Here is a 25,897-nt window from a genome sequence, read left to right as displayed (position 1 = left end):
GGAACTGCGCGACAAGCCCCCACTAACCCGCAGCCGCTAACACTCCTGACGTCGCAGGACCAACCGCGCCACCACAACAGCCAGCACCACCCACAAGAGCAGCACCCCACCACCGGCCAGAGGAGTCAGATCACCGGCGTCCTGATGCCCCTGCATCAACCGCAGCCCGGCACGGTCCGGCAGCAGCCGAGCAAGCGGCCGCAACCGAGGCGCCGTAGCCATGACCCCAGAAACAACGAACAACAGCGGCAGCAACACACCCAGCGCGGTCAGCGACCGCCGCACCATAAACGTAAGGGCACCGGCGAAAACGGCGAGCAACCCGGCGTAAGCCCCCGCACCGGCCACGGCGCGCAGCCCCTCCCCGCCGAGAGGAACCCCCGCGCCAAGCACGGAGCTGCCCACGCCCAGCGCGAGCGCCCCGGTGACAAGGCCCCAGGCAAGCCCGGTAAGCCCGAGCACGGCCAGCTTGGCGGCGAGCAAAAGGCCCCGCCGGGGCACGGCGGCGAGGGTGGTGCGGATCATGCCCGTGCCGTACTCGCTGCCGACGGCGAGCACCGCCAGGATCACCAGCGGCACCTGGCCGAACTGGAGCCCGGTGAACGGAAGCCCCACCGGGTCGAGTTCGCCCTGGCGCCCCGCGTCCGCGGCGCGGAACTCGGGGCCGATCAGGGCGCAGAACAGCACCCCCACGGCGACGGTCAGGGCGCAGCCGGTCGCGAGCAGGGTCCAGGTGGAGCGCACGGTGCGGAGCTTGATCCACTCGGCGGCGAGCAGGTCACGCATGGGCTGCCGCCTCCTTCCTGGGGGCGTCGGGCTTGCTGGAGACGTCGGGCTTGCTGGAGACGGGGGCGGTCGCGCGGTACTCGGCGGCGCGCGCGGTCAGGCGCAGATACGCCTCCTCCAACGAGGGCCGTACGGGCGTGAGTTCGTGCACGCTCCACCCGTGCGCGGCGGCGACGTCCCCGATGCGGGCGCCGGTCAGGCCCGTCACGGTCGCGGTGTCCGGCTCGTCGTCGTACGCCACGTCGGCGCCCTCGGCGCGCAGGGCGGGCGCGAGCGCGTCGAGCCGCGGGGAGACCAGGCGGACCGCGGTCTGGCCCGCCGTCAGGAGCGCGGCCATGTCGCCGTCGGCGAGCACCCGGCCCCGGCCGATGACCAGGACGTGGTCGGCGGTGACCGCCATCTCGTGCATGAGGTGGCTGGAGACCAGGACCGTACGGCCCTCGTCGGCGAGGGCGCGCAGGAGAGTGCGCAGCCATTGGATGCCCTCGGGGTCCAGGCCGTTCATGGGCTCGTCGAGCAGCAGCACCTCGGGGTCGCCGAGCAGCGCCACCGCGATGCCGAGGCGCTGGCGCATGCCGAGGGAGAAGCCGCGCACGGGCCGCCGCGCGGCCGTCGCGAGGCCCACCAGGCCGAGGACCTCGTCCACGCGCGCCGCCGGGATCCGGTGCGTGCGCGCCAGCCAGGCCAGATGGGCGCGGGGGCCGCGCGCCGGGTGGCAGGCGGAGGCGTCGAGCAGGGCGCCCACCGTGCGCAGCGGGTCGCGCAGTGCGGCGTAGGGCACGCCGCGGACGAGGGCGCTGCCCGCGTCGGGGGTGCCGAGGCCGAGGACCATCCGCAGGGTGGTGCTCTTGCCCGCGCCGTTGGGCCCGAGGAACGCGGTGACGCTCCCGGGCTCCGCCGTGAACGAAAGGCCGTCCAGGACGCGGCGGCCGCCGTACGACTTGACCAGGTTCTCCACCTCGATCACGCGGCGGCCCCCAGGGTCAGGTCGCGGTCCACCAGGCCCGCCACCGAGGCGTCGGAGTGCGAGACGACGACGAGGGTGCGGCCCTCGGAGCGCCACCGGGCGAGGTCGGCGCGCACGGTGGACTCGGCCTCGGCGTCCAGGCCGTTGAACGGCTCGTCGAGCAGCACGAGCCGGGGCGCGTGGGCGGTCGCGCAGACGTAGCCGAGCTTCTTGCGCTGGCCGAGGGAGAGCTCACCGACGAGGACGTCGAGCCGGTCGCCGAGCCCCATGGCAGCGGCGCGCTCCCGCAGCTCCCGCGCGGGCACCCCCCACACCCCGCCCGTGAACGCCAGCTGCTCGTCGGCGGTGAGGTGTTCGTACAGCGGCGGCGGCTCCTGCACGAAGCCGCGCAGGGACCGCACCGCCGGGTCGGCGGGCGGGCGCCCGTCGACGGTGACGGTGCCCGCGTCGGGCGCGGCGAGACCGGCGAGGACCCGCAGCAGGGTGCTCTTGCCGCTGCCGTTGGGTCCGGTGACACGGACCGACTCGCCCGGCACGACACGGGCGGTGAGGCCGCTGAGGACGTCCGCCGTGCCCCGGCGGACGACGAGGTCGTCGATGTCTATCACTGGAGCGCTCCGGCTTTCTGCTGGCGGGCGGGGGAGGCGGTGGGCGCCGGGGCGGCGGCCGCCGCCTTGGGGTCGGGCAGGTCGCGGGTGGCGACGGCGCGCAGCGCGGCCCAGGCGGCCGCGAGCGAGACGGCGCACAGCGCGGCGTGCGCGAGGCGGGCCGCGGTGCCATCGGCGAGGGCCTGGCAGAGGCCGGCGCCCGCCGTGACCGGCACGGTGAGCAGGGCCACGAACACGCCCTCGGTGACGTCCGCGGCGGGCGCCCGCGTCACCCGGCCGTCGGCGAACGCCTCGGCGCGGGGCACGCAGAAGAACGTGAGGACGGTGGCGCAGCCCGCGCCGCAGGCCACGGCGGCGAGCGCGAGCAGGGTCTGGGCCCAGGCGGCCACGCCGCTCACGCCGCACAGCAGGGCCGCGCCCAGGGCGAACGGGCCGATCGCCGCGCCGACCGCGGCGCTCGCCGCCCACGCCTTCGCGGCCACCCAGACGCCGGTGGGGCGCGGCGACTGGCGCAGCGCGTCCCAGCACTCCCGGTCCGCCTCGATGCCGCAGACCTGCACGACCTCGCTCGTCGTGATCAGCGCGACCGCCACGAACAGGGCGCCGACGGCGGCCGGGGGCAGCTGCCACACCGGCTGACCGTTCGTCACCACGACGGCCGCGCAGGCCGCGCCCGCGAACACGCCGAACCGCTGGAGCCGCAGCAGGCCGCCGACGGTCTCCGGGTGCCCGCGGACCAGCCGCAGCCGGGTCACGCGCCACACCGCGCGGTACGGCGACGCGGGCCAGGCCCCGGTGGTGCCGGTGGCCGCGCGCGCCGCCGGGCCCGCGGCCGCGTCCCGGCGGACCGTGGCCCGTACCCGCACGGCGGCGAAGGCGGCCAGGAGCAGGGTGAGCGCGGCGTACCCGGCGGCGGCCACGACCAGGGTGTCCGTCTGGTGCAGTGCCGTCCACAGCCGGGGGCGCGAGGCCGTCACGGCGTCCCCGATGAGGCGGGCCACGTCCTGCTCGGAAGGGCCCGAGCCGCCGCCGAGCGCGCGCACGAACGGCGCGGCCACGACGCCGACCAGGCCGCCGCCCACCAGGGCGACGGCCAGGCGCGGCAGGTGCGGCACCCGCACCACGCGCACCATCAGCGCCGTCACCAGGGCCACGCGCAGGGCGACGCCGCAGGCCGCCGCGCCCACCGCGTGCACCGCGAGGACCGGCAGGGCGGCGCGCCCCTCGGGCCCGGCCGCGAGCCACGGCACGGCGATCGCGGCGGCGGCGACGAGCAGGCCCGCCGCGATCCCGGCGGCCGGGACGACGAGCCGGGCGGTGACGACCTGCGCGCGGGACAGGGGCAGCGTCCGCAGCACGCTCGCGTCGGGCGGGCTCACCAGGGCGCGCGCCCGCGCCGGTTCCGCGGTCAGGACCTGGGAGAGGAACCACAGGGCCACGGGCGTCCAGGTCCACGTGGCCAGGTCGGTACGCAGCGCGGGGCCCGGCGGGGCCAGGGCGCCGAGGGTGCGGCCGAGCACGACCAGGGTGCCGAGCACCGCGGCCGCGCCCGCGCCGACGACGAGGCCCGCCGCCCGGCGGCGGCGCCGCGCCGCGGGGCCACTGCCGGCGAGGAGGTTGAGCCGCCGCTGGGTGTCGGCGAGCCACAGGGCGTACACGGCGCGCGGCCAGGTGCCGCCGGTGCGGGCGGTCATGCCGTCTCACCGGTGCGGGCCCCGCCGAACCGCTCGGCGGGGCAGAGCACGGTGGCGGGGACGATCAGGGCGACGAAGGCCACGGCGAGCACCTTGGGCGCCGACGCGGACGGCAGGTACAGCGCGAGGATGCCGAGGGGGGCCCACCACAGCACCCCGCCCACGATCATCAGGACGCTGCCCCAGCGGGCGGCGGCGACCAGGAGGCCGAGGGCCAGCAGCACGACGCCGCTGATCAGCCACACCACGCTGAGCAGTTGGAGGACGCCCATCACGTCACCGGGGTCGCCGCGCAGATCGGCGGAGGCCTCGACGGCCCGCCGCGTCGCGTCGTGCGTGGCCCGGAACGCGGCGAAGTACGCCACCGCGCACACCCCGGCCACCGCCGCGCACACCCCGCCCGCGATCCGCACCCCGGGCCGGGCGACGCCGTCCGCGACCACGTTCCAGCAGCGCAGGGCGAACGCCAGGAGCCGGGGGTTTCCCAGGGTGGCGAAGAAGAGGCGGTGCAGCATGGTTCTCCGGGGTGGGGCGTGGGGGCGGGGGAGACGTCAGGAGGGCAGCAGCCAGAGCGCGGTGGCGTAGGCGGCGGTGACCGCGGCGGCGACGGCGGCGGCGCGCGGCCAGGCGGACCCGGCGGCGCGGCCCGCGAGCAGCAGCGCGCAGGGCAGCAGGAGCAGCCAGGCGTCCAGGTGCGTCACCGTGGGCACGGCCCGCGCGACGCCGTGGCCGAGGGCGAGGCCCGCCGCGGTCCAGGCGGTGAGCTTGGCGAGCACGAAGGCGACCCAGCCGAGCGTGAACGCCCGCCGGAGGCGGGTGAAGTCGGCGCTGGCCGCGCTGCCCGCGGAGTCCCCGGGCAGCGGCAGGTGCCGCGTGGCGACCGCGCCGAGCGCGCCCACCAGGACGCCGAGCAGACCGAGCGTCAGGACGTTGGCCAGGAGGCTGGTGCACCAGGCGATGCTGGCGCCGATGCCGATGGCGCCCTCGGACGCGCTGTCGAGGCGCTCGGTGACCCGGTCGCGGATCTCGCCCCACAGCGGCACGCTGAACCCGGCCGTCGCGACGACCAGCGCGCTCACGCCGAGGGCGTGTCCGCGCCGGGTCAGCAGGCCCTGGCCGAAGGCACCGGGCACGGCCGCCGCGCCAGCGCCGGGGATGCCGGGGGCGTCGGGGGTTTCGAGGCCGTCGAGGGCGCCGTCTTCGTAGGCGGGAAGCCCCGCCGTGCCGGTCGCCCTGGTGGTGCCGGTCGTCTCGGTCATGCCGCCCATCCCGCCTGTCCCGCCCATCCCGGTCGTCCCGGTCGTCCCGTTCGTCTCAGAAGTTCTGTTGCTGGTGGCGGGCCCACAGGCCGTGGAGGTTCCCCCGCCCACGGCGACCCCGTCCGTCGAGGTGGCCTCAGCCGCTGTGAAAGCCCCGGCCGCTGTGGAGTCCCCGGCCACGGCGGAAGCCCCGTCCGTCACCGGCGCCTCCGCCGTCACGTGCTCACCCATGTCTCCACCACCGCCGCCACCGTCAGACCCACCAGGGACACGCCCCACAGCAGGCACGCGTCCTGGAAGCCGAAGCGGCCCCGCGCGGTCACCTCGGGCGCGGGCCGCCGTCCGAGTCCGGCGCGCGCCCAGGTCACCAGGGGCACCAGACCGGCCGCCGCGGCGAGCGCGAGGCAGGCCAGTTCGAGCGGCATGTGCGGCAGCAGGTGCCGTACGACGTCCTGGGTGCCGAGGACGGCGCTGCCCTGGCCCCAGTAGTAACCGGCGAGCGTCCCGGTCACGAGCGTGAGCGGGATCGTCATCACGCCGAGCGTGGCGACACCGAGGAAGAGGGCCGCGGAGACGCCGACGTTGCGCGCGAGGATCTCCGCGAACAGGCCCCAGTCGGGCTGCTTGGGGGCTCGGCTGAGCCCGGTCGCGTCGGTGGGCGCGAACCACCAGCCCGCGCCGAACGCGGCCAGCCACAGCAGGGCGCCGCTGACCACGGCGGGCCACTGCCGCCGGAAGAGCCCGGCCGCCGCGGACGTCCACGCGCCCCTGGCCGTGGGCCGGACGATCGGTCCGGTCGTCGTATCCATCTGCCCCCGCCTCTCCGCGTCGTGGGTGTCGCCGTGCGGTCCCGCCGGGACCCCGCGCGTGCGGGGTCCCGGCCGGATGCGCCGCCTTGGGACTTAGGCGATGACGGCCTTCTTGCCGCCCTTCTTGATGGCCTGCTTGACGCCCCAGATGACGACGGAGCCGACGGCCAGGCCGCCGGAGACCAGGCCGATCGCCGAGGCGACGTCCATGCCCGTCATGATCGACTGGTAGACGACGGACGCGGAGTCCTTGCTCATGTTGAACATGTTCTTGAGGAAGAACGGGGCGGCCGTGGCGGCGACCATGAAGGCACCGAAGACGGTGGCGGCGACGGCGGCGGTGGTCAGGGGACGGCGGGTGGCCGAGCGGTTCATGTCGTGTGTTCCTTCGAATCGGTTCATTACGATCGGACCCGTGCCCGCCCCGATTGGCGCGGGGCGGGCACGCCGGGTCCGAGTCCGGCCGCTGTGCCGGACTCGTGACGATCTTGTGGGTGATCGCGGGAGCGCCCTACTGCCTGTTGACGGGGCCATTCGGCAGTTACCGGCGCGTAGCCGGATCAAACTCGGACATTAAGGCGGGAGTTGCCCGGGTTCACCGCACGGACAACGCCGCACGTCAACGCGGCGCCGCTGGGGTAGGTTGAAGCCCGACCAGATATTGACGACTTCTTGACTAATTGGCCTGCTCGGGGGAGCCCATGCTGAATGTGACGGTCGCTCACCACCACCCGTTCATCCGCAGGGGGCTCGCGCAGTCCCTCGCGGACGGTGGTGAATTCGCGGTCACCGCGTACGGAGACGTCGACGAGGTGCTCGGGCGGGTGCGCAAGTGCCCGGACTCCGTCGTCCTCGCGTCCCGGACGCTGCCCGGCATCGACCGGCTTTTCGGCGCGGTGCGGGGCGGCGAGCTGCCCTGCGTGCCCGTGGCGCTGCTCGGCGAGGCCGCCGTCACGCACCCCTCCGTCGTCGGCCTGCCCCCGGGCGTCTCCGGCTATCTGCCCGAGGACGCCGACGTCCGCGCCCTCTCGCACGCCGTGCACACCCTCGCCTCGGGCGCCGCCGTGCTGCCCGCCGCCTGGATCCAGCACACCGGCGCCACCGTCGCGCGCGGCGAGACGCGCGAGACGCACGGCGTCGCGCCCCTGTCCCTGCGCGAGCGCGAGGTCCTCGCGCTCGTCGGCGAGGGCCTGACGAACCAGCAGATCGGCCGCCGCCTCGGCCTCAGCGCCGGGACGGTCAAGTCGTACATCAGCGCCGTGTACGCCAAATGCGGCGTGGACAACCGGGTCCGGGCCGCCCTGTTCGCCCACGGCATCGACGTCTCGGCGGCCTAGGCACTCACTGGGCCGCCGCCTTCTCATAGGGCGACGGCACCGGGAAATAAGCCGTCAGGAACGCGCGCATCGCGAGCGCCGACTCCGCGTCCGACACCTCGCCGCCGGGTGTCTCCCCGACGCAGAACGCCGTCTTGTTCCGGGACTGGAGCAGCTGGCCGAGCCGGGCGTGGTCCGCGCGGTCCGCGATGTCCACGAAGTCGTACGCGATCGAGCCCGGCACCGCCCGGCCCGTCAGATACGCGTAGTGCTGGAACAGCGACGACACGACGGAGTGGTCGCCCGTGCCCCGGAAGGGGTTGCGGGCGGTCGCCGCGAGCTCGTCGCCGTACCGCTCGGCGAGTTCTTCCAGGACACCGCGCCGCAGCGCGTACGGGACGTGCAGCAGGCAGTGCGTCGAGGTGCGGCCGAAGTCGCGGCGCAGCAGCGCCCGGTTGTTCTTCGCGGCGGCCAGATAGCCCTCGTCGTCGGCGGCGACGGGCAGGTCCGGCACGGACACCGACGACCAGAAGAACCGGGGCAGGCCGTTGCCGAGGAAGAACGTGTCCGGGGTGGTGGGGCGGCCGAGGAACATGTCGTCGTTGAAGTAGAGGAAGTGCTCCGACAGGCCCTCGACGCGGTGGAGCTGGGTCTCGATGGCGTGCGAGTTGAACGTCGGCAGACAGCCGCCGGGGTCGGCGAACAGGTCGCGGTGGTCGACCACCGTCAGGCCCGGGTGGTCCTCGTCCAGCCAGGCCGGGACCTGCCCGGCCGTCACCAGGTACACGTGCCGCACCCACGGCGCGTACATCGCCAGGGACCGCAGGGAGTAGCGGAGTTCGTCGCGGTTGCGGAAGCGGACCGCGCCGCTGTCCGCCGAGGAGCCGTCGGCGCCGTCGGTGCCGTCGGCCTGGACGCCGCGGGAGCCGAGCGCGCTCGCGCGGGCCGCGCGCCAGGCCGGGTCGGAGTCGTCGACCCAGGTGTAGACGGCGTCGACGGGGAAGTCGACGTCGGTCATGAGGACCCGCGTGAAGACGTCAAGGGTCGGGTGCTCGCGCTCGGCGACCCGCAGCCGCGCGGTGGGCGCGAGGGACGGCAGCTCCGTCCCCGCGAGGGTGGAGCCGAACGGTGCCCGCCAAGCGCGGCCGCCCGCCTCCGGCTCCTGGGTACGCGTCCAGAACGCCACCGTGCAGGCCTGCTGCACGCCGTGGCGCAGCGACAGGGTCGTCGTGGTGACCGGTTTGAAGACGCGGACGCCCGCCACCTCGCCCACGCCGTCGAGGCGTTCGGCGAGCACCACGCCGGGCGCGGCGTCGCGCGGCGCCACCAGCTCGGCGTACACGGCCTGCCCGTGGTGCGCCTCGGCGAGTGCCTTCAGGGCGGCGTCGCGGTGGTCGTCGGCGACGGCGAGGGTGTGCGCGGCGGCGCCCCCGCGCGCGCGGACCAGGACGTAGGGCACGTCCCGCGCCGCCAGGGCGGACGCCGTCAGATCGAGGTTCCACGCGGTCATGCGCGGGGTGAGCACGTCGTCGCGCCGCTCGGCGAGACGGCCCACCGAGCGGATCAGACTCCCGTCCCCGGCGAGGATCTCGTCCTCGCGGGCCCGCTCGGCCTCCGGGGCGGCCGCGACGAGGGCGTGCGGCGCGGTCGGCCGGAAGCCGGGCCCGCCGGAGGCGACGCCGAGCGCCACCCGGTCCGCGCGCCCGGCGAGCCGCTCGGGCCTGTCGCGGCCCGCCACGAGCCGGGCGTACAGCTCCTCCCACAGGCCGGTCACGCGCGCGCTGGAGAAGCGCGCGTACACGCCCTCGCGGGCGGCCTCCGCGTAGGCCCGCCGCTGCGCGTCGTCGGCCATCACCTCGTCCATGGCGGCGGCGAGCCGCTCGATCTCGCCGGGCGGCACGAGCAGCCCGTCGACCCGGTGCCTGACGATCTCGGCGGGCCCCGTCAGGACGTCGTACGCGACCACGGGCACGCCCGCCGCGAGCGCCTCGAGGAGCACCAGTGGGAACGCCTCGTTGTGGCCCGCCGTCATCAGCGTCAGGCCCGCCTTCGCCCACTCGGCGGCCATGTCCTGGCAGGGGCCGAGGAGTTCGATCCGGTCCTGCAGGCCGAAGGCGTCCACCAGGCGGCGCAGGCTCGGCTCGCGGTGCCCGCCGCCGAAGATCCGCAGGGTCCACTCGGGGTGCGCGTCGGCGAGGCGGGCGAACGCGCGGATCGCGTGGTCGACGCGCTTCTCGCCGGTCAGCCGCGCCGCCATCACGATGACCTTGCTCTCGCCGTCGGCGCGCGGCCGGAAGCCGTCCGGTACGGCGTTGGGGATCACGGCGAGCTCCGGCGCCGTCGCGCCCAGGGACTCCGCGAGCCACTCCCGGGTCCGCTCCGTCAGCGTCACCAGGGCGTCCAGGCGCGGCGCGAAGAGCAGCAGCGGCTCGCCCGAGGGGCCGCGCCGCTGGGTGGGGCGGTGCTCCTGGTGCACGGTCACCACGCGCGCGGGCACCAGGCGCACGGCGGCGGCGAGCAGCGCGGGCGTCGTCGTGACCAGGACGTCCGTGTCCAGGGCGGTGAGCGCGGCGGTCAGCTCGACGTCGGTGAGCCGGTCGAACGCCGACTCCCAGGCGGGCGCGATCAGTTCGCTGGGCAGCGCGGCGAGGGTCCGGCAGGCCGGCTCGTCGAGCCGCGAGGCGCGCACCGGCCGCTCGGGCGTCGCCGTGCGGTCCACCAGATAGCGCACGGGCAGCCCGCGCGCCTCGGGGAAGAACGGCTCGGCCCTGGTGCGGAAGACGGAGAGGACCTCCACGTCGTGCCGCTCGGCGAGGTGCAGCGCCTGGGTGTACGTGGCGAGTTCGGTGCCGCCCATCTCGTCGCCCCAGCCGAGGAGGTAGGTGATCTTCATGGGGTCTCCTTCTGCTGCGTCAGGTCCAGGCAGGTCACGGCGAACGCGCCGGAGGGGGTGAAGTGCGGGTGGGCGCGCACCAGGCCGCCCCCGTCGAGGGCGACCAGGCGGAACGGCGTGGGGAACGCGGACGGCAGGTCCCTCACATCGGTCAGCCAGCGGCCCAGCGGCAGCCCGCCGACGTGGAAGTCCCACACCCACTGGCCGCTCCCCGCCCGGGCCATCGCCGCGAGCGGCAGCGCGAAGCTGAAGCGCTCGCCGTCCCAGACGAGCGGCACCGGCACGGTCAGCCCGTCCCGGCGCCGGACCGCACGTGCCGGGCCCGCGCCCCGGACGGCGCGGGCCCGCGCGGCGACCACGCGTCCGTGCACGGTGATGCCGTGCCCGCGCGGCTCGAACCGCACCAGCTCCGCGCGCGGCCGCGACCGGGTGACCTGCACCGCCGCCCGTCCGCCGCGGCAGCGCACGACGCGCAGGAGGGTGCCGGTGCGCGGATGCGGGGCGTGCGGCAGCGTCGGCGTCGGGGGCGCGGGGGCCTCGGCCAGGGCGAGGCCATGACGGCGTACGCGGCCGTCGGCGCCGGTCGTCACCACGGTGAGGCGCCAGGCGCCCTCGCTCAAGGCGGGCCCGGGGCCGGTGCCTTCCAGCGCGTCGCGCAGGGTGACCGTCGCGGTCAGGAGGGGGTGGCCGTCGGTGTGCCGCTCGACGGCGAGCGGTACGCGATGGCGGCGGGCGCCACGGCTGAGCAGGAGCTCGCCGGTACGGGCGCCCGGGGCGGGGACGGCGAGGTTCAGGGTGCGGCTGTCCCGCAGGGACAGGTGTACGGGCGTGAGCTGACCGGCGGCGCCGGGGCGTTGGCGGCCCGCGGTCGCGCGCTCCGCCCGGAAGCGGGTGGCGCGGGCGGCCCGCCGGGCCCTTCGGGCCAGGCCGACGGGGATCGCGAAGGGGTGCATTGCCCCACTTTGCCTGGTTGCCCCTGGCTTGCGGCGCACGGCACGCTGCGGCTTGCGCTTTGGCTGCCCGCCGCTACCGCGGCGGGATTCTCCCACCCGCCCACCCGTACACGCTGCCTTCGCCAGGTCGGGCCCCGACGCGGTGCGCTTGATCGTCCGTTGTTCGCGGGTGGGGGGAAATCCGCCGCGCAGCGGCGGATCACCCGCACCGGCCGACGGCGGTCACCCGCTCCGACGCCCGGGGGCCGCGCCGCCGCGCGCCGTCAAGGCCGGCGGCCGAACAGGGCCGCCAGGCCCCGGGGACGCCGCGGCCCCCGGGCGTCCGGCTGGCGCGGGGGCGCGGCGGCGGCGTGCCGGGAGCGCGGGTGGGCCGGGGTGCGGGCCTTGCGCCCGCTGATGCGGATCATGGGGTGGCCCGCCACCTCCTCCGCGCCGTGCCACATGTCGTCCCGCCCCTTCAGGAGCCGCCCGAGCTCCCCGTGCACCGCCTCGTACCGCCCCCACGTCCCGTAGAACTTCGTCGCCGTGATGCACAGCGGCTTGAGCCCGGTGGTGGCGACGGCGCCCCAGGTCGCGGCGGCGACGCCGGGGCAGTGCTCGGCGCGGAAGTCGTCCAGGACGACGATCCCGTCCGGCGTGAGCAGCTCGCGCGCCGCCTCGATGTCGGCGTGCACATGGGCGTACAGATGCGAGGCGTCGATGTGCGCGAAGCGGCAGCTCCGCTCGGGCACGTGCGTGGTGATGCTGGACGAAGGGGCCTGCACGACCGTGGGCAGCTCGTCGTGGAACGAGCGGTAGTTCGCCTCGAAGGCACGGCGCGTGAGCGTCGCGTACGAGCGGCCCATCTCCTTGGAGTTGGCGTCGTCGGGCGCGGGCGAGTCGAACAGGTCGCACACCGTGAACGCGTCGCCGGGGCGCCGGTAGGCACCCATGAAGATCGCGCTCTTGCCCAGATAGGCGCCGAGTTCGAGCAGGTCGCCCGACTCGCCGAGGTCCAGCTGGCGGCTGAGGAACCAGTCGAAGAGCACCTGGTCGGCCGGATGGAACCAGCCCTTCACATCGGAGAACCGGGCGGGTGGCGGCGGCGCGTCGTCCGGTTCCCGGGCGGACGCGGGCACGGAAGCGGAGGCTTCGGGCATCTCAGATCCTGGAGTTGGGGGGAGTGCGCTGCTGCGACAGGAGCGCGGCGGCCTGCGCGATCCCGGAATCCGCGGCCCCGGACGCACGGGTGCCCTCGGGCCCCGCCGCCGGCGTGGGGTGCCGCTCCGAGAGCGCCACGACCGAAGGTAGTGGGATCTTCTCGCCGAGCACCACCCGCCGCACGACACGCTCCGCCGCGTGCCCGTCGTCGTACGGACAGAACCTCTCCCGGAACGCCCGCCTCAGCTGTGCCGAGCGCGAGCCGCGCCAGTGCCCGGACGCGAAGATGTCGGCGAGCTCGTCCTCGCCGCGCGCCACCGCGCCCGGCGGGAAGGCGCGCACGTCGAAGTAGGTGCCGCGGGCGGCCTCGTAGGCCTCCCAGTCGTCGGCGTGCAGGACGATCGGGCGGTCCAGGTCCGCGTAGTCGAACATCAGCGAGGAGTAGTCCGTGACCAGCGCGTCCGCCGCCAGGCACAGCCGGTCCACGCGCGTGTCCGCGGACACGTCCACGGCCCGGCCCACCAGGTCGGAGGGCAGCGGCTGCGGCTCGGCGCCCGGGGCGTGCACCAGGACGAAGAAGCGCGGACCGAGGCGGCGGAGCAGCCGCTCCAGGTCGATGCCGAGGCGCTGGGAGCGCCGGTAGTCGCGGTGCTCCGGCGCGTACAGGATCGCCGTCGCCCCCTGCGGCACACCGAGGCTCTCCCTGACGCGGGCCACGTCCTCTTCCGTGGCGTGCTGGTAGCGGTCGTTGCGCGGACAGCCGTACTCCAGCGTCGTGTACGCGGCGGGGAAGGCGCGCTCCCACGCCAGCGTCGCGTGCCTGCTCCCCGACAGGACGTAGTCCCACCGGTCGGCGTCGCGCAGCACCGCGGCGAAGTCGGTGCCGCCCGCGGCGGCCGGGCGCTCCTGGAGGTCCATGCCCATGTGCTTGAGCGGGGTGCCGTCCTGGGTGCGGAGCAGCAGCTGACCGGGCCGCTTGACCAGGCGCGGCTCGAAGTGGTCGTCGCTCACCAGGTACGCGGCGCGCGCGAGCGCCGTCCAGTACGCGGCCGTGCCGGGCGTGAGCCGCCGGGTCGCGGCGGGCACGGTGTGCTGGCGCGCGGGCGCGGCGATCCAGGCGGTGCGCACGTTCGGCACGTGCGTGCGCACCGCGGCCTCCAGGGCGCCCGGGTCGCCGCCGTACCCGCGCCCGCCGCCGGTGGTGAAAACGGCGAGGTCCGCGCGGACCGGGCGCCGCAGCTGGACGCGGTAGTGCAGCCGCAGCAGGGCCGCGCGGACGCCGCGCAGCACCCCGGTGGCGTACCGCCTGCCCGCCGTGGCGAACCGCCCCGCCACCCGCAGCGCCTGGTACGCGCGGTGCGAGCCGAGCCGCACCAGGGCGTGGCGCGTGCGGGCGCCCGGGCGCGGCCGGGCGCCGGGGACCCGGAAGCGGCGGTAGTGGGCGCGGGCCCGGCGCAGGAACTCCGGGCGGCTGTCGCGCGGAAGGCGCTCCGGCCTGCTGTAGATCGTCAGGAGGTGGTCGACCATGCGCCGGAAGACCACGGACCGCCAGGCGTCCGGCAGGTCCGGGCGCGTGTCGAGGAACGCGAACACCCGCTCGTACTGGTCGAAGACGTCGAAGTGCGCGCGGCTGGTGGTGCTGAGGATGCCGCCGTGGCGCCGCTGCCGGTAGCGCACGCACACCCGGTCGAGCGTCGCGATCGACTCCGCCGTCATCATCAGCGGGTACGTCCACGGCGCGTCCTCATAGGTGCCGGGCGGGAACGTGAGGCCCTCGCGCTCGACGAACTCGCGGCGGTGCGCCTTGTTCCAGGCGACCATGAGCAGCCGCAGCAGCCCTGGCCGGTCGGCGAGTTCGAAGGGGGCGGGGCCCTCCTCGGTGAGCAGCGGCGCGAGCTGGTTGCGGACCCGCTCGCCCGACCAGTGGACGCGTTCGTAGTCGTAGACGAGCACGTCAGGATCGCCGGTCTCCTTGAGCCGGTCGGCGATCGCCTGCAGCGAGCCGGGCAGCAGGCTGTCATCGGCGTCGAGGAAGATCAGGTAGTCGCCGGTGGCGTGCTCCATCCCGGCGTTGCGCGCCCGGCCGAGCCCGACGTTCTCCTCCAGGTGCACGGCCCTGACGCGCGCGTCCTTGGCCGCGAACTCATCGAGGATGGCGCCGCAGCCGTCCGGCGAGCGGTCCTCGACCGCGATCAGTTCCCAGTCCGTGTATGTCTGTTCGAGTACGGAGGACAGGCACTCGTGCAGATACGCCTGCACCTGGTACGCGGGGACGATGACACTGAACCGGGGCACGGCACATCCATGGGTCGGCGCGGGCATTCTGCCCGGCAACGGCCGGTGTGCTGATCTGGTTACGCCGGGGTGTGTCTTTCGGGGGACGCGGGTCAAGCGGGCGAGCGGGGACTGTTTCACGTGAAACAGTCCCCGCTCGCCGAAGTGGCGCTATGAACAGGCCAGTTGATCGCGTGCGCGCCGCCCGGCGCGCGGGCGTTCGCGCGTGCTCACTTGACGGCGCCCGACATCACACCGGACACGAACTGCCGCTGGAACGCGAAGAACACGGCCAGCGGGATCACCATCGAGATGAACGCGCCGGGCGCGAGGATCTGCACGTTGTCGCCGAAGAACCGCACCTGCTGCTGGAGCGCCACCGTGATCGGCGGGCTGCCCGCGTCGGCGAAGATCAGCGCGATCAGCATGTCGTTCCACACCCACAGGAACTGGAAGATGCCGAGCGAGGCGATCGCCGGGAGCCCGAGCGGCATCACCACCCGCACGAAGAGCCGCAGTTCACCGGCGCCGTCCAGACGGGCCGCCTCCAGGAGCTCCCGGGGGATCTCCGCGAAGAAGTTCCGCAGCAGGAAGATCGCGAACGGCAGTCCGAAGGCGGTGTGGAAGAGCACCACGCCCAGGGTCGTCTCGAAGATCCCGATCTTGCCGAACAGGTCCGAGATCGGTACGAGCGCCACCTGCACCGGCACCACCAGCAGCCCCACCACGCCGAGGAACCACCAGTCGCGGCCGGGGAACTCCATCCAGGCGAAGGCGTATCCGGCGAGCGAGCCGATCACCACGACGAGCAGCGTCGCAGGCACCGTGATGGACAGGCTCGTCAGGATCGAGTCGGTGATCGTCTCGTCCTTCAGGAGGTCCGCGTAGTTGTCGAACGTCAGCTGGGAGGGCGCGCCGAATACCTTCCACCAGCCGGTCTCGCTCATGTCCTCCTTGGTTCGCAGCGAGCCGAGCAGCAGCCCGAACGACGGCACCAGCCAGAAGAGCCCGACGAGGACGAGGAAGACCCGCAGCGCGGTGCTGCCGAGCAGCGCCGCGACCCGCCCGCCGAGGGACCGCCGGGCCTTGACGACCGAGGTGCTCATCGCTTGGCCTCCCGCCGCATCCGCCGCATGTTGAACCACATCACCGGGACCACGAGCAGGAAGAGCAGCACGGCGATCGCGCTCGCCACGCCGTCGTCCTGGTCGCCGAAGGCCTCGTTGTAGAGCTGTACGGCCAGGACGTTCGCCTCGTCCTTCGAGGAGCCCGGCGGGATCACGAAGACCAGGTCGAAGATCTTCATGACGTTGATCATGAGCGTCACGAGGACCACCGCGAGGACCGGCGCGAGCAGGGGCACCGTGACCCGCCGGAACACCTGCCACTCGTTGGCGCCGTCCACCCGTGCCGCCTCCAGGAGTTCACGCGGCAGGCTCGCCAGGCCCGCCGCGATCAGGACCATCGCGAACCCGGCCCACATCCACACGTAGGCGCCGATGACGGACGGCGTGACCAGCGCCGGGCCGAGCCAGTCGACGCCGTCGTAGGGCTCGCGGAAGTTCGACGCGGGATAGCGCAGCTGGGCCCCGTCGGCCTCCTTGGGCAGTGTGAACGTGCCGTCGCCGGAGGCCTTCGTGGAGGCCACCACCTCGCCGTCCTTGACGGCCTCGATCTTGATGCCCGCGTAGCCGAACTCGGCCGGGTCCGGCGCGTTGACCTCGCCCCTGCCCTTGCCGCGGGTGAAGTCCTGCCAGGCGGTGCCCGTGACCTCGCCGGGCTCGGCCCGCGCGGGCCGAGCCCGCTCGGCGCCGTCCGGCATCTGGTTCGGCGGCACCCCGGTGAGCGGCAACGCCACCGGCTGCCCGGCGCGGACCGGCTCCCGGGTGATGAACGCGCCGCCGCCCGCGTCCCGCAGTGGCGACTTCGCCGCCGGGTGCCCGCGCGGGAAGTGCGACGACTCGGCGAACGTGTCGTGCACGCCCACCCACACGGCGTTGGCGACGCCCCGGTCGGGGTTGGCCTCGTACACGAGCCGGAAGATGATGCCCGCCGCGAGCATCGAGATCGCCATCGGCATAAAGATGACGATCTTGAACGCGGTGCCCCAGCGGACCCGTTCGGTGAGCACGGCGAAGATCAGGCCGAGCGCGGTCGCGACCAGGGGCGCGACCACCACCCAGATCGCCGTGTTCTTGACGGCCGTGCGGATGTCGTCATCCTCGGTCATCGTCCGGTAGTTGCCGAGGCCGGTGAAGTCGCCGCCCTTGTCGAAGAAGCTGCGCAGCACCGAGAACCCGATGGGGTACAGGACGATCGCGCCGAGCAGGACCAGGGCGGGCAGCAGGAAGAGGACCGCGACCGCTCTGCGGGTCCGGGTCACGCTCCGGCGGGGACCGGCGCCGCGGCCGGTCGTGGGCGTGCGCGTCGTCGGCTCGGCCGGGGGCACCGCCGCGGTGCCCCCGGCGTCCGGGGTCGTCATCGCCGCGTCAGCTCTTCGGGTACGCCTTGGCCGCCGCGTCCTCCAGCGCCCGCTGGGTGCCCGCGACGTCATCGGGGTTCTCCAGGAAGTCCTGGAGCGCCTTCCACTCGCCCTTGCCGGGCGTGCCGCCGAAGGCCGGGGGCGCCTGGTCGGACATGTCGAAGCGGATGTCGTCACCGGCCCCGATGAGCGCCTTGGCGATGCCCCGCTGCACGTCGTTGGGGTACGCGGCCAGGTCCAGGTTCTTGTTCGGCGAGACGAAGCCGCCCGCCTCGGCCCAGATCTTCGCCGCGTCCGGCGACGCGAGATAGGTGAGCAGGGCCTGCGCGCCCTCGCCGTCCTTCAGCGCGACGGCCGCGTCACCGCCGACGACCGCCGGGGACTCGCTCCCGACCGCCGGGAACGGGAACACCTTCGCGTCGGTGCCGATCTTCGCCTTGGTCTCGGAGATGGAGAGCGACACCATGTCGCCCTCGAAGACCATGCCCGCCTTCGGCTGGTCGCCGCCGACGAACGTCTGCTTCACGGACGCGGGGAACTCCGTCTGGAGCGCGCCCTTGGCGTCCCCGGAGACGAAGCCCTTCTTCCCGAACAGCTCACCGAGTGTGGTCAGGGCCTTCTTGACGGACGGATCCGTCCACTTGATCTTGTGCTGGGCGAGCTGGTCGTACTTCTCGGGACCGGCCTGCGAGAGATAGACGTTCTCGAACCAGTCGGTGAGCGTCCACGCGTCGGCCCCGGCCACGGACACCGGCGGCACACCCGAGTCGTACACCGTCTGCGCGGTCTTCATGAACGCGTCCCACGTCTTGGGCTCGCTGACGCCCGCGTTCTCGAAGACCTTGGTGTTGTACCAGACCAACGACTTGTTGGCGGCCTTGAAGTACACGCCGTACTGCTTGCCGTCGACGGCCCCGAGCTTCTTCCAGCCGTCGGCGTAGTTCTCGTCCAGCTCCTTCTGAGCCTCGGGGCCAAGGGGCTTGGCCCACTTCTTCCCCACGGCCTGCTGGACCGCGCCGACCTGCGGGAGCATCGCCACGTCCGGGGGCTCGCCGCCCGCCACCTTCGACGCCAGGAAGCTGATGATGGGCTCCTGCGCGGGCACGAAGGACACCTCGGCGCCGGTCCGCTGCTCGAACTCGTCGAGGACGCTCAGGAACACCTTGCGCTCGGCGCCGCCCCACACCGCGGCGACGGACAGCTTCTGCCCGTCCAGCTTGGGCAGTCGCACGGTCGCCTTGGTGTCCTTGCCGTCGCCCTCGCCGTTCTTCCCGCCGTCGTCCTTGTCGTCGCCGCACGCGCTGAGGCCGAGGGCCAGGGCGCCGACGGTGAGCGAGGCGACGATCCGCCCGGCCGCGCGGCGCCGCGCCCCGCGGGGACGGCCTGTGGCGCGGGTACGTCCTGTGGTGCCGGTGGTGCGGGTGGTGCGTGTACGAAGAGTGCTGCGCATCGCTGCCCCGTTCTCTTCCCCGACAGTCCCGTTCCGGCTTGTGTACGCCCGGCCGGGGAGCGGCGGCAAGATGGTCAACAGCGTCAAGTAGGTGATCGTGATGGCGTTGTGACGGAGCGTCCGCTCGCCGGTGGCGCCTGTTCCCTTTCGTCGCGACGCCGCGGAGATCCACCAGAAGGGCCCTAAGCGGACTTGGTGAAGTCCGTTGCGGTTCGGCCGCGCCCCGAAGGGGCGCGGGGAACTGCGCGGCCAGCCACGACGAACCCGCAGTCGGCTGACGGCAAGAGCACCGCGGAACCAGCGGAGCGCTTAGAGCAGCGACGGCACCCGGTCGGCCGAGACCTCGCGGGCCGCGCGGTCCAGGGCGCTGGCCAACAGGGCCAGGTCCGTGGGGCCGTTGCCCAGCTCGCGGACGGGGCGGCGGGTGGGAGGGTCCCCCATGCGGTCCCACTCGAGGGGCACCACGGTGGGCCGCAGCGTCGCCGTCCGGGGGATGCGGCCCGTGACCCGGCCCGCCTGGAACGCGGTGAACCGGCCGTCGGCCTCCCGCAGGCCGCCGCGCCCGGGAGCGGGGTCCTCCACGCCGTCCCCCGGCGGGTCGAGGACCACACGGAGCCCGGCGTGCCGCCCCACCTCCGTCTCGGCCGCGCGCTCGGCGCCCCGCACGGCCGCCACCAGATGCACGCCGAGCCGCTCGCCGTCCCGCGCGACCGCCTCCAGGGCCCGCACGACGGACCCCGCGGCGGGCCGCCCGGGCGAGCCGAGCGCGGGCGCGAGCAGCGTGTCGAAGTCGTCGACCACCACCACGAGCCGCGGCAGCGCGGGGCGCGGCTCGGGCCGCGCCGCGCCGCCGGGCCGCAGCCGCAGCGTCGAGCTGGGCGGCGCCTCCACGTCCCCGGCACCGCCACCATTGGTGCTCCCGCCACCACCGGCGCCGCCGCCGTTCGCGGCGCCGCGCTGTGCCACCAGGCGCCCGGACACCGCCCGGCCCGTGTGCCACTCGGCGAACCCCTGCCGCCCGAGCAGCTCCGCGCGCCGCTTCAGCTCGGCGGCGAGCGACTGTGCGAACTCCCGCATGCGCACCGGGTCGTTGGCCGCGAGGTGCGTGGTGACGTGCGGCAGGTCCGTACACGCCCGCAGTCCCTCGCCGGGCCGCTCGGCCGCCGGGCCGCCGCCCGCCGCGCCGCTGTCCCGCCCGTCGACGCTGCCGTCGACGAGCACGATGCCGAGCCGGTCGGGCCGCTCGGCGGCGGCGAGGGACGCGGCGACGGACCGCAGCAGCTCCGTGCGCCCGCTCCCGGACGGTCCCTCGACCAGCAGATGGGGTCCGTCCGCCGCGAGGTCCACCACGACGGGACCGCGCGCCCCCGCGCCGAGCACGGCCGCGACCCGCCCGCCCGCGGCCGCCGCGTCATCGGCGGCCGCCGCCCAGCGCGCCATCAGTGAGTTCGGGGTGGCCCGGGCCAGGCCCAGCTCGTCCAGGAGCCGCGCGGACTGCGGCAGGGGCGCCGCCACGCGCGCGTGCCCGCCGCCCGCGCCGTCAGGCCGCAGCGGGGCCAGCGCCCGCGCGAACCGCTGCGCCCAGGCCGCCGACACGGCGTCCACCGCGGCGAGCGTGCCGTGCCCGACGGGCTGTCCGTCCGCCGTGCGCAGCACCCACAGGGCCGTCGCCACGTCCCCGCTGAGGAGCGCCACCGCGCCGCACTCGCGGAAGGCGGGCGAGGCCGAGCACGCCGTGTCATACGTGTCCGTCACCGGTGACGCGGGCGATGCGGCCGCCGCCTCGGCGAGGCACACGACGTGGATCCCGGCCGCGCCCCCGTCCCTGGCGAGCCGCGCGGTGGCCTCCCGCAGCGCGGCGGAGCCGGGGTCGCCGTCCACCACGACGACCGTCCGGGGCCCCGCCGCCTCCGGGTCGTCCCGCTCGGCGGCCAGCGTTCCGTCCGCCTCCGGCTCGTCGAGACGGCGCAGCAGCTCGGCCGTGCGGGCCGCGGCCTGCTCGCGGTCGTAGGCGAGGAGCAGACGGCAGTCCTGGCCGTGCGCGGGCCGCACGTGCGGCAGCCAGCCGAGCCAGGACCACTCCGCGGCCCGCTCGGCCGTGGCCCTGGCCCGGTCCGTGCTGATGAGCACGATCTCCAGGCCCGCGGGGGAGTGCAGCGCGGCCAGCTGCGCGAGCACCGCCCTGGCCAGGCCCGCGAGCCGCTCGCGCGGCCCGGCGAGGCCGAGGGCGCCCGCCTCCCGCAGGCTCACCGTCACCGGCACGGCGGGCAGCAGGCCGTGCTGGCCGGGGGCCGCGCGGTCGACCGTGCCGAGGCGCACCGCGAGCGCCTCCGGGTGCCCCGGGCCGCGCTCCCACAGCCGGGTGCCAGGGCCCAGGGCCGCCAGGAGCAGCGCCGCCGCGTCCGGCCACACCTCGGGCAGCGGCTCGCCCCGGACCGCCGCCACGTCCGGCGCGGCCGCGGCCGCGGCTACGGAGTACGTCCCCTGGCCCTGCGGGCCCTCATACGTCTCGTCGTACGCCTCGTGCTCGCGCGCCGTCTCCTCGCCGCGGCCTGAGGTCAGCCGCCGCGCCCACGCCGAGAGCCCGCCGCGCTTGCGCGGGCCGCGCGGCAGCTCCGTCCCGCGCGCGGGGGTGTGCGTCGTGCTCCGCTCCGCTTCGGGGGCGCCGCCCTGGCGCGGCACCACGGGGGCCCGGGTGCCGTCCTCGCCGTCTCCGGAGGAGCCCCATTCGGCCGTTCCGTACGCGTGCTGGGTCACGCCGTCCGCCGGGCGCGCGGCCGTGGCCCCCGGCGCGGGGGCCGCGCCTCCGGGGGCGGCCTTCTCCGCGGTGTCCGGCCCGTCCCCGGCACCCGTGGCGGGGGAGACCCGCACGCGCACGTGGCCCTCGCCGTCCGACGCCGAGTCCAGGACGCCGCCCATGCCGCTGCCCGTGGTCAGCCGCAGCACGGACTCGCCGATGCGCAGCAGGGAGCCGGAGGCGAGCCGCACCGGAGCGTCGGCGACCGCGCGGCCGTCCACCGCCGTGCCGTTCGTCGAGCCGAGGTCGGTGACCGTGACCAGGCCGTCCGCCTCCAGGGTGACGGCGCAGTGCAGCCGGGACACGTCCGGGTCGTCCAGCGGCACGTCGGCCTGGGCGGAGCGGCCCACGCGGATCTGGCCGCCGTGCAGCAGGTGCACGCCGCCCGCGTCAGGACCGGCGATCACATGCAGCTGGGCGGCGGCGTCGGCCAGCTCGGGGCCGGGCTCGGCAGGGGCGCCCACGGACAGCACGGCGCCGTCGACCAGCGGGGGCTCGCCGAGGGTGCGGCGCTGCGGATCCAGGCGCTCCGACTGCGCGTACAGCACGGCGGGTCCTTCGCCCGCGGCGACGGCGGCGGCCAGGCCGGAGGCCACGGCGGCGAGCGCCGTCCCCGCGGGAGCGGTGACCAGCACGTCACAGGCCGTCCCGGGGCGTCCCCCCGGATCGGTCTGGCCGCCACGCGGCCCGAGGACGGTCAGCCGGATCTGCATGCCGTCAGCGGTCCCTTCTGCGCTGGCGCCCGGCACGGGGACTCGCGCTGACTCGCGCTGTGATTCCCCCCACCGCACACGGGCACGTCGGCCAGTACGGAAAGCATCCTCGCACCTGCCACTGACAACACGCCCATCCCCCACCCGTAAGTGATCTTGATTGGTCGCCTCTGTACGGAAACGTGCCAGGAAAAGTGCGGGAAGCGGGCCAGAAGGAAACCCGCCCCGGCCGCCGCCCGCCCCGGCCCGGGGGCGTCCGTGCGCCCCCTACCGCCCCCTACCGCCCCCTACTGAGCCCTGTCGAGCCCCGCCGAGCCCCTCACCCGGCCCGCGTCCCCTCCTCCCGCCAGCGCGAGCAAAAGTCCTTTTCCTCCCGCTTTCTCGCTTCTTTCTGTGGGGTGCCGGCAACCAACGGCCCTGGTCCCGCGTCTTCCCTGCGAACAAAGGTCCGTACGGCCGGAAGCCAGGGGCAAGATCGTCGTCCGGTGCCCCGTACGGCGGCACTACAGTGGGTCGGAACGCCCTTCACGGCGACGTTCGGACCGGATCAGACCAGTCACATCCAGCAGGGAGCGCATGACGTGCGGCCGGTAGGCAGCAAGTACCTGCTCGAGGAGCCGCTCGGGCGCGGCGCCACGGGCACCGTCTGGCGAGCCCGCCAGCGGGAGACCGCGGGTGCCGAGGCGGCCGTGCCCGGCCAGCCCGGCGAGACCGTCGCGATCAAGGTCCTCAAGGAGGAGCTCGCGAACGACGCGGACGTGGTGATGCGCTTCCTCAGGGAGCGCTCCGTCCTGCTGCGCCTGACGCACCCGAACATCGTCCGCACCCGCGACCTCGTCGTGGAGGGCGACCTCCTCGCTCTGGTCATGGACCTGATCGATGGCCCGGACCTGCACAAGTACCTGCGCGAGAACGGCCCGTTCACCCCGGCCGCCGCCGCCCTGCTGACCGCGCAGATCGCCGACGCGCTGGCCTCCAGCCACGCCGACGGCGTGGTCCACCGCGATCTGAAGCCCGCGAACGTCCTGGTCAAGCAGGACGCCCACGGCATGCACCCGATGCTCACGGACTTCGGCATCGCCCGCCTCGCCGACTCCCCGGGCCTGACCCGCACCCAGGAGTTCGTCGGCACGCCCGCGTACGTGGCGCCGGAGTCCGCCGAGGGCCGCCCCCAGACCAGCGCCGTCGACATCTACGGCGCGGGCATCCTGCTGTACGAGCTGGTCACGGGCCGCCCGCCGTTCGCGGGGGGCTCCGCCCTCGAAGTCCTGCACCAGCACCTGAGCGCCGAGCCGCGCCGCCCCTCGACCGTCCCCGACCCGCTGTGGACGGTCATCGAGCGCTGCCTGAGCAAGGACCCCGACCGCCGCCCCAGCGCCGAGAACCTGGCGCGCGCCCTGCGCACCGTCGCCGACGGCATCGGGGTGCACGCCTCCGGCGCGCAGATCGCCGCCGCCGAGGGCGTCGCCGCCCTGCTCGCCCCGGACCCGGCCCCGGCGCCGGTCCCCGACACCCCCGGCGCGGCCGACCCCACCCAGGTCCTGCCGAACACCTCGGGCGCCCCGGGCGCGTACGACCCGCACGCGGCGACCAGCGTGATGCCGCACACCGGCGGCCCCCAGGGCGCCGCCGACCCCACGGCCGTCATGCCCCCCGTGGGCCCCGGCCCGGACGAGCCGCACCCCTGGCAGAACCAGATGCGCGCCGCCCGCGACCGCAACGACCAGACGCAGGTGCAGCACCTGGACCCGAGCCAGGACCCCCTGCGCCGCCGCCCCCAGCGCCAGGTCGCCCGCCCCCAGCAGCGCCCGCCGCAGCAGCCCCAGCCGTACGCGCCGCAGCGCCAGCCGCAGCCGTACCACCCGCCGCAGCAGCCGCAGCCGTACCACCCGCAGCCACAGCCCTACGCACCTCAGGCGCCCGCCCCGGCCCCGGCCCCGCAGGCACCCCAGCCGCCCCAGCCCGCACAGCCCCGGCGCCAGCGCAGCGCGAACCCGACGAAGATCCCCGGCCTCGGCTGCCTCAAGGGCTGCCTGGTCGTCCTGGTGATCCTGTTCGTCGCCAGCTGGCTGGTCTGGGAGCTCAGCCCGCTCCAGGACTGGATCGGCACGACCAAGGGGTACTGGGAGCAGGTCAAGGACCTGTGGAACCAGGCATCCGAGTGGAGCTCCAAGCTGAACGGCTGATCCGCCCCGGGGCCCGTGCCCCGGGCGGCAGCACGGCAACATCCTCGCGACCTTGGGGATTTGTCGACATCTGAGGGGTGATTTCCGCTCCCGGAGTGAAGGTTGGCGTCATGGCCGCGTACTTTTGACGCCAACACACATCCGTAGGAGCAGTCTTGGCACGCAAGATCGGCAGCCGGTACACCGCCCATCAGATCCTGGGCCGTGGCAGCGCCGGCACGGTGTGGCTCGGCGAGGGTCCCGAGGGGCCCGTCGCGATCAAGCTGCTTCGCGAGGACCTGGCCTCCGACGAGGAGCTCGTCGGCCGCTTCGTCCAGGAGCGGACGGCCCTGCTGAGCCTCGACCACGCGCGCGTGGTGGGCGTCCACGACCTGGTGGTCGACGGCAACGACCTCGCGCTCGTCATGGACCTGGTCCGCGGCACGGACCTGCGGACCCGCCTGGAGCGCGAGCGCCGCCTCGCCCCCGAGGCCGCCGTCGCCATCGTCGCGGACGTGGCCGACGGCCTGGCCGCCGCGCACGCCGCGGGCATCGTGCACCGCGACGTGAAGCCCGAGAACGTCCTCCTCGACATGCAGGGCCCGCTCGGCCCCGGCGGGTCGCACCCGGCCCTCCTGACGGACTTCGGCGTCGCCAAGCTCATCGACACCCCGCGCAGGACCCGCGCCACGAAGATCATCGGCACGCCTGACTACCTGGCCCCCGAGATCGTCGAAGGCCTGCCCCCGCGCGCGGCGGTCGACATCTACGCCCTGGCCACCGTCCTGTACGAGCTGCTCGCGGGCTTCACCCCGTTCGGCGGCGGCCACCCCGGCGCGGTCCTGCGCCGCCACGTCACCGAGACCGTCGTCCCCCTGCCCGGCATCCCCGACGAGCTCTGGCAGCTCATGGTGCAGTGCCTGGCCAAGGGCCCCGCGTCCCGGCTGCGCGCCTCCGAGCTCGCCGCCCGCCTGCGCGAGCAGCTCCCCCTCCTCGCGGGCATGCCGCCCCTGGACGTCGACGAGCCGGACGCCGAGGCGCAGCCGCAGGACGCGTACGAGGAGGCGGCGCCGGAGCCGCGGGAGCGGCCCCCGCGGCGGGGCGCCGTCCCCCTGGTGCCCGGCTCCGCGCCCGCGGACGCCAACCGCGACACCCACACCTCGATGCGGGTCCCCGGGCCCGAGGAGCTGGCGGGCGGCGCCCGGGGCACCGCGAGGGCCCCGCGCGCGAGCGGCGCCGTCCGGCCCGGCTCGGCCCGCAACCGCGACTCCACGCGCCGCCGCCGGATCGCCCTCGGGGCGGCGGGGGCGGTCCTGGCCGCCGCCATAGGCGCGGGCGCCTGGTACGCGACCACGGACGACGCCCCGCCCTCCGCCCCCGGGGACTCGGCCCCTCCGGCGCCCTAGGGCCCACACCACCCGGCGGCTCCGCCGAGCTGTGCCCACCCTCCCCCAAGCTCTCGGCTTCGCTCGAGCAGGGGGTGCCCCCCTCGCCCTCTGGGCGGCCCAGCTGCCCACAGCGAGTACGGCTCGCGTACCCGCAGCGCCACGCGTCGAGGGCGCCGTATCGCGGCCCAGGGGCGCACGGGCGG

19 protein-coding genes are annotated in these 25,897 nt (G+C 75.1%); 3 read left to right on the top strand and 16 right to left on the bottom strand.

Annotation, left to right across the window (positions count from 1 at the left end; all coding sequences use genetic code 11):
* Positions 1–36: 36 nt before the first annotated feature.
* The 8 genes from AC07A4_RS10715 to AC07A4_RS10680 all read right to left on the bottom strand — a co-directional run bounded on the left by AC07A4_RS10715 (position 37) and on the right by AC07A4_RS10680 (position 6,498).
* Positions 37–786: an ABC transporter permease gene (locus AC07A4_RS10715; protein ID WP_478595786.1), complete on the bottom strand. Its 750-nt coding sequence runs from the start codon at positions 784–786 to the stop codon at positions 37–39.
* Positions 779–1,753: an ATP-binding cassette domain-containing protein gene (locus AC07A4_RS10710; RefSeq protein WP_478595784.1), complete on the bottom strand. Its 975-nt coding sequence runs from the start codon at positions 1,751–1,753 to the stop codon at positions 779–781. The genes AC07A4_RS10715 and AC07A4_RS10710 overlap by 8 nt, the downstream gene beginning before the upstream one ends.
* Positions 1,750–2,361 (bottom strand): ATP-binding cassette domain-containing protein, encoded by a 612-nt coding sequence (locus AC07A4_RS10705; RefSeq protein WP_478595782.1) that lies wholly within the window; start codon positions 2,359–2,361, stop codon positions 1,750–1,752. Before AC07A4_RS10705 ends, AC07A4_RS10710 begins: the two co-directional genes overlap by 4 nt.
* The gene (locus tag AC07A4_RS10700) at positions 2,358–4,055 is read right to left on the bottom strand and encodes a hypothetical protein (protein ID WP_478595780.1); all 1,698 of its coding nucleotides are present in this window, start codon (positions 4,053–4,055) and stop codon (positions 2,358–2,360) included. The genes AC07A4_RS10705 and AC07A4_RS10700 overlap by 4 nt, the downstream gene beginning before the upstream one ends.
* Positions 4,052–4,570: a hypothetical protein gene (locus tag AC07A4_RS10695; protein ID WP_478595777.1), complete on the bottom strand. Its 519-nt coding sequence runs from the start codon at positions 4,568–4,570 to the stop codon at positions 4,052–4,054. The genes AC07A4_RS10700 and AC07A4_RS10695 overlap by 4 nt, the downstream gene beginning before the upstream one ends.
* Before the next feature lie 36 nt (positions 4,571–4,606).
* Positions 4,607–5,314: a hypothetical protein gene (locus AC07A4_RS10690; RefSeq protein ID WP_478595774.1), complete on the bottom strand. Its 708-nt coding sequence runs from the start codon at positions 5,312–5,314 to the stop codon at positions 4,607–4,609.
* A gap of 215 nt (positions 5,315–5,529) precedes the next feature.
* The gene (locus AC07A4_RS10685) at positions 5,530–6,123 is read right to left on the bottom strand and encodes a stage II sporulation protein M (RefSeq protein WP_478595772.1); all 594 of its coding nucleotides are present in this window, start codon (positions 6,121–6,123) and stop codon (positions 5,530–5,532) included.
* 93 nt (positions 6,124–6,216) lie between these two features.
* Positions 6,217–6,498, bottom strand: a complete 282-nt coding sequence (locus AC07A4_RS10680; RefSeq protein WP_478595769.1) for a hypothetical protein — start codon at positions 6,496–6,498, stop codon at positions 6,217–6,219.
* Between the two features lie 326 nt (positions 6,499–6,824).
* Between AC07A4_RS10680 and AC07A4_RS10675 the strand changes: the two genes are divergently transcribed.
* The gene (locus AC07A4_RS10675; RefSeq protein ID WP_478595767.1) at positions 6,825–7,460 is read left to right on the top strand and encodes a LuxR C-terminal-related transcriptional regulator; all 636 of its coding nucleotides are present in this window, start codon (positions 6,825–6,827) and stop codon (positions 7,458–7,460) included.
* A gap of 4 nt (positions 7,461–7,464) precedes the next feature.
* Here the strand turns inward: AC07A4_RS10675 and AC07A4_RS10670 are convergent, their stop codons facing one another.
* From AC07A4_RS10670 to AC07A4_RS10635, 8 genes are all read right to left on the bottom strand, one after another.
* Complete coding sequence (locus AC07A4_RS10670; RefSeq protein ID WP_478595765.1) at positions 7,465–10,332, bottom strand: stealth conserved region 3 domain-containing protein; 2,868 nt, start codon at positions 10,330–10,332, stop codon at positions 7,465–7,467.
* Positions 10,329–11,285: a hypothetical protein gene (locus tag AC07A4_RS10665; protein WP_478595762.1), complete on the bottom strand. Its 957-nt coding sequence runs from the start codon at positions 11,283–11,285 to the stop codon at positions 10,329–10,331. The genes AC07A4_RS10670 and AC07A4_RS10665 overlap by 4 nt, the downstream gene beginning before the upstream one ends.
* Positions 11,286–11,548: 263 nt before the next feature.
* The gene (locus AC07A4_RS10660; protein WP_478595760.1) at positions 11,549–12,424 is read right to left on the bottom strand and encodes a class I SAM-dependent methyltransferase; all 876 of its coding nucleotides are present in this window, start codon (positions 12,422–12,424) and stop codon (positions 11,549–11,551) included.
* Position 12,425: 1 nt separating this feature from the next.
* A complete protein-coding gene (locus tag AC07A4_RS10655) occupies positions 12,426–14,720 on the bottom strand; it encodes a bifunctional glycosyltransferase/CDP-glycerol:glycerophosphate glycerophosphotransferase (protein ID WP_478595758.1) in 2,295 nt (764 codons plus the stop codon).
* Positions 14,721–14,929: 209 nt separating this feature from the next.
* A complete protein-coding gene (locus tag AC07A4_RS10650) occupies positions 14,930–15,805 on the bottom strand; it encodes a carbohydrate ABC transporter permease (RefSeq protein WP_478595756.1) in 876 nt (291 codons plus the stop codon).
* On the bottom strand, positions 15,802–17,181 hold the full coding sequence (locus AC07A4_RS10645) for a carbohydrate ABC transporter permease (protein ID WP_478595754.1): 1,380 nt from the start codon (positions 17,179–17,181) through the stop codon (positions 15,802–15,804). Before AC07A4_RS10645 ends, AC07A4_RS10650 begins: the two co-directional genes overlap by 4 nt.
* 7 nt (positions 17,182–17,188) lie before the next feature.
* Entirely contained in the window at positions 17,189–18,631 is a 1,443-nt protein-coding gene (locus AC07A4_RS10640) for an ABC transporter substrate-binding protein (protein ID WP_478595752.1), read from the bottom strand.
* A 309-nt stretch (positions 18,632–18,940) separates the two neighbouring features.
* Entirely contained in the window at positions 18,941–22,141 is a 3,201-nt protein-coding gene (locus AC07A4_RS10635) for an FHA domain-containing protein (RefSeq protein ID WP_478595750.1), read from the bottom strand.
* A 581-nt stretch (positions 22,142–22,722) separates the two neighbouring features.
* On the opposite strand from AC07A4_RS10635, the gene AC07A4_RS10630 reads away from it, so the two are divergent.
* Together AC07A4_RS10630 and AC07A4_RS10625 are read left to right on the top strand one after the other, a co-directional pair.
* On the top strand, positions 22,723–24,327 hold the full coding sequence (locus AC07A4_RS10630) for a serine/threonine-protein kinase (RefSeq protein ID WP_478595747.1): 1,605 nt from the start codon (positions 22,723–22,725) through the stop codon (positions 24,325–24,327).
* 155 nt (positions 24,328–24,482) lie between these two features.
* Positions 24,483–25,712: a serine/threonine-protein kinase gene (locus tag AC07A4_RS10625; RefSeq protein ID WP_478595744.1), complete on the top strand. Its 1,230-nt coding sequence runs from the start codon at positions 24,483–24,485 to the stop codon at positions 25,710–25,712.
* Positions 25,713–25,897 lie beyond the last annotated feature (185 nt).

This window comes from Streptomyces sp. NPDC043996 (genome assembly GCF_056435225.1).
The sequence above is the reverse complement of the archived record's forward strand: the minus strand, read 5'-3'. Positions and strand labels throughout refer to the sequence as shown.

What these genes read in the sequence shown, in the direction of transcription:
- AC07A4_RS10715 (WP_478595786.1), bottom strand. Translation starts at nt 786, where the DNA reads ATGCGTGACCTGCTCGCCGCCGAGTGGATCAAGCTCCGCACCGTGCGC.
- AC07A4_RS10700 (WP_478595780.1), bottom strand. Translation starts at nt 4,055, where the DNA reads ATGACCGCCCGCACCGGCGGCACCTGGCCGCGCGCCGTGTACGCCCTG.
- AC07A4_RS10695 (WP_478595777.1), bottom strand. Translation starts at nt 4,570, where the DNA reads ATGCTGCACCGCCTCTTCTTCGCCACCCTGGGAAACCCCCGGCTCCTG.
- AC07A4_RS10690 (WP_478595774.1), bottom strand. Translation starts at nt 5,314, where the DNA reads ATGACCGAGACGACCGGCACCACCAGGGCGACCGGCACGGCGGGGCTT.
- AC07A4_RS10685 (WP_478595772.1), bottom strand. Translation starts at nt 6,123, where the DNA reads ATGGATACGACGACCGGACCGATCGTCCGGCCCACGGCCAGGGGCGCG.
- AC07A4_RS10680 (WP_478595769.1), bottom strand. Translation starts at nt 6,498, where the DNA reads ATGAACCGCTCGGCCACCCGCCGTCCCCTGACCACCGCCGCCGTCGCC.
- AC07A4_RS10675 (WP_478595767.1), top strand. Translation starts at nt 6,825, where the DNA reads ATGCTGAATGTGACGGTCGCTCACCACCACCCGTTCATCCGCAGGGGG.
- AC07A4_RS10670 (WP_478595765.1), bottom strand. Translation starts at nt 10,332, where the DNA reads ATGAAGATCACCTACCTCCTCGGCTGGGGCGACGAGATGGGCGGCACC.
- AC07A4_RS10665 (WP_478595762.1), bottom strand. Translation starts at nt 11,285, where the DNA reads ATGCACCCCTTCGCGATCCCCGTCGGCCTGGCCCGAAGGGCCCGGCGG.
- AC07A4_RS10660 (WP_478595760.1), bottom strand. Translation starts at nt 12,424, where the DNA reads ATGCCCGAAGCCTCCGCTTCCGTGCCCGCGTCCGCCCGGGAACCGGAC.
- AC07A4_RS10650 (WP_478595756.1), bottom strand. Translation starts at nt 15,805, where the DNA reads ATGAGCACCTCGGTCGTCAAGGCCCGGCGGTCCCTCGGCGGGCGGGTC.
- AC07A4_RS10645 (WP_478595754.1), bottom strand. Translation starts at nt 17,181, where the DNA reads ATGACGACCCCGGACGCCGGGGGCACCGCGGCGGTGCCCCCGGCCGAG.
- AC07A4_RS10640 (WP_478595752.1), bottom strand. Translation starts at nt 18,631, where the DNA reads ATGCGCAGCACTCTTCGTACACGCACCACCCGCACCACCGGCACCACA.
- AC07A4_RS10635 (WP_478595750.1), bottom strand. Translation starts at nt 22,141, where the DNA reads ATGCAGATCCGGCTGACCGTCCTCGGGCCGCGTGGCGGCCAGACCGAT.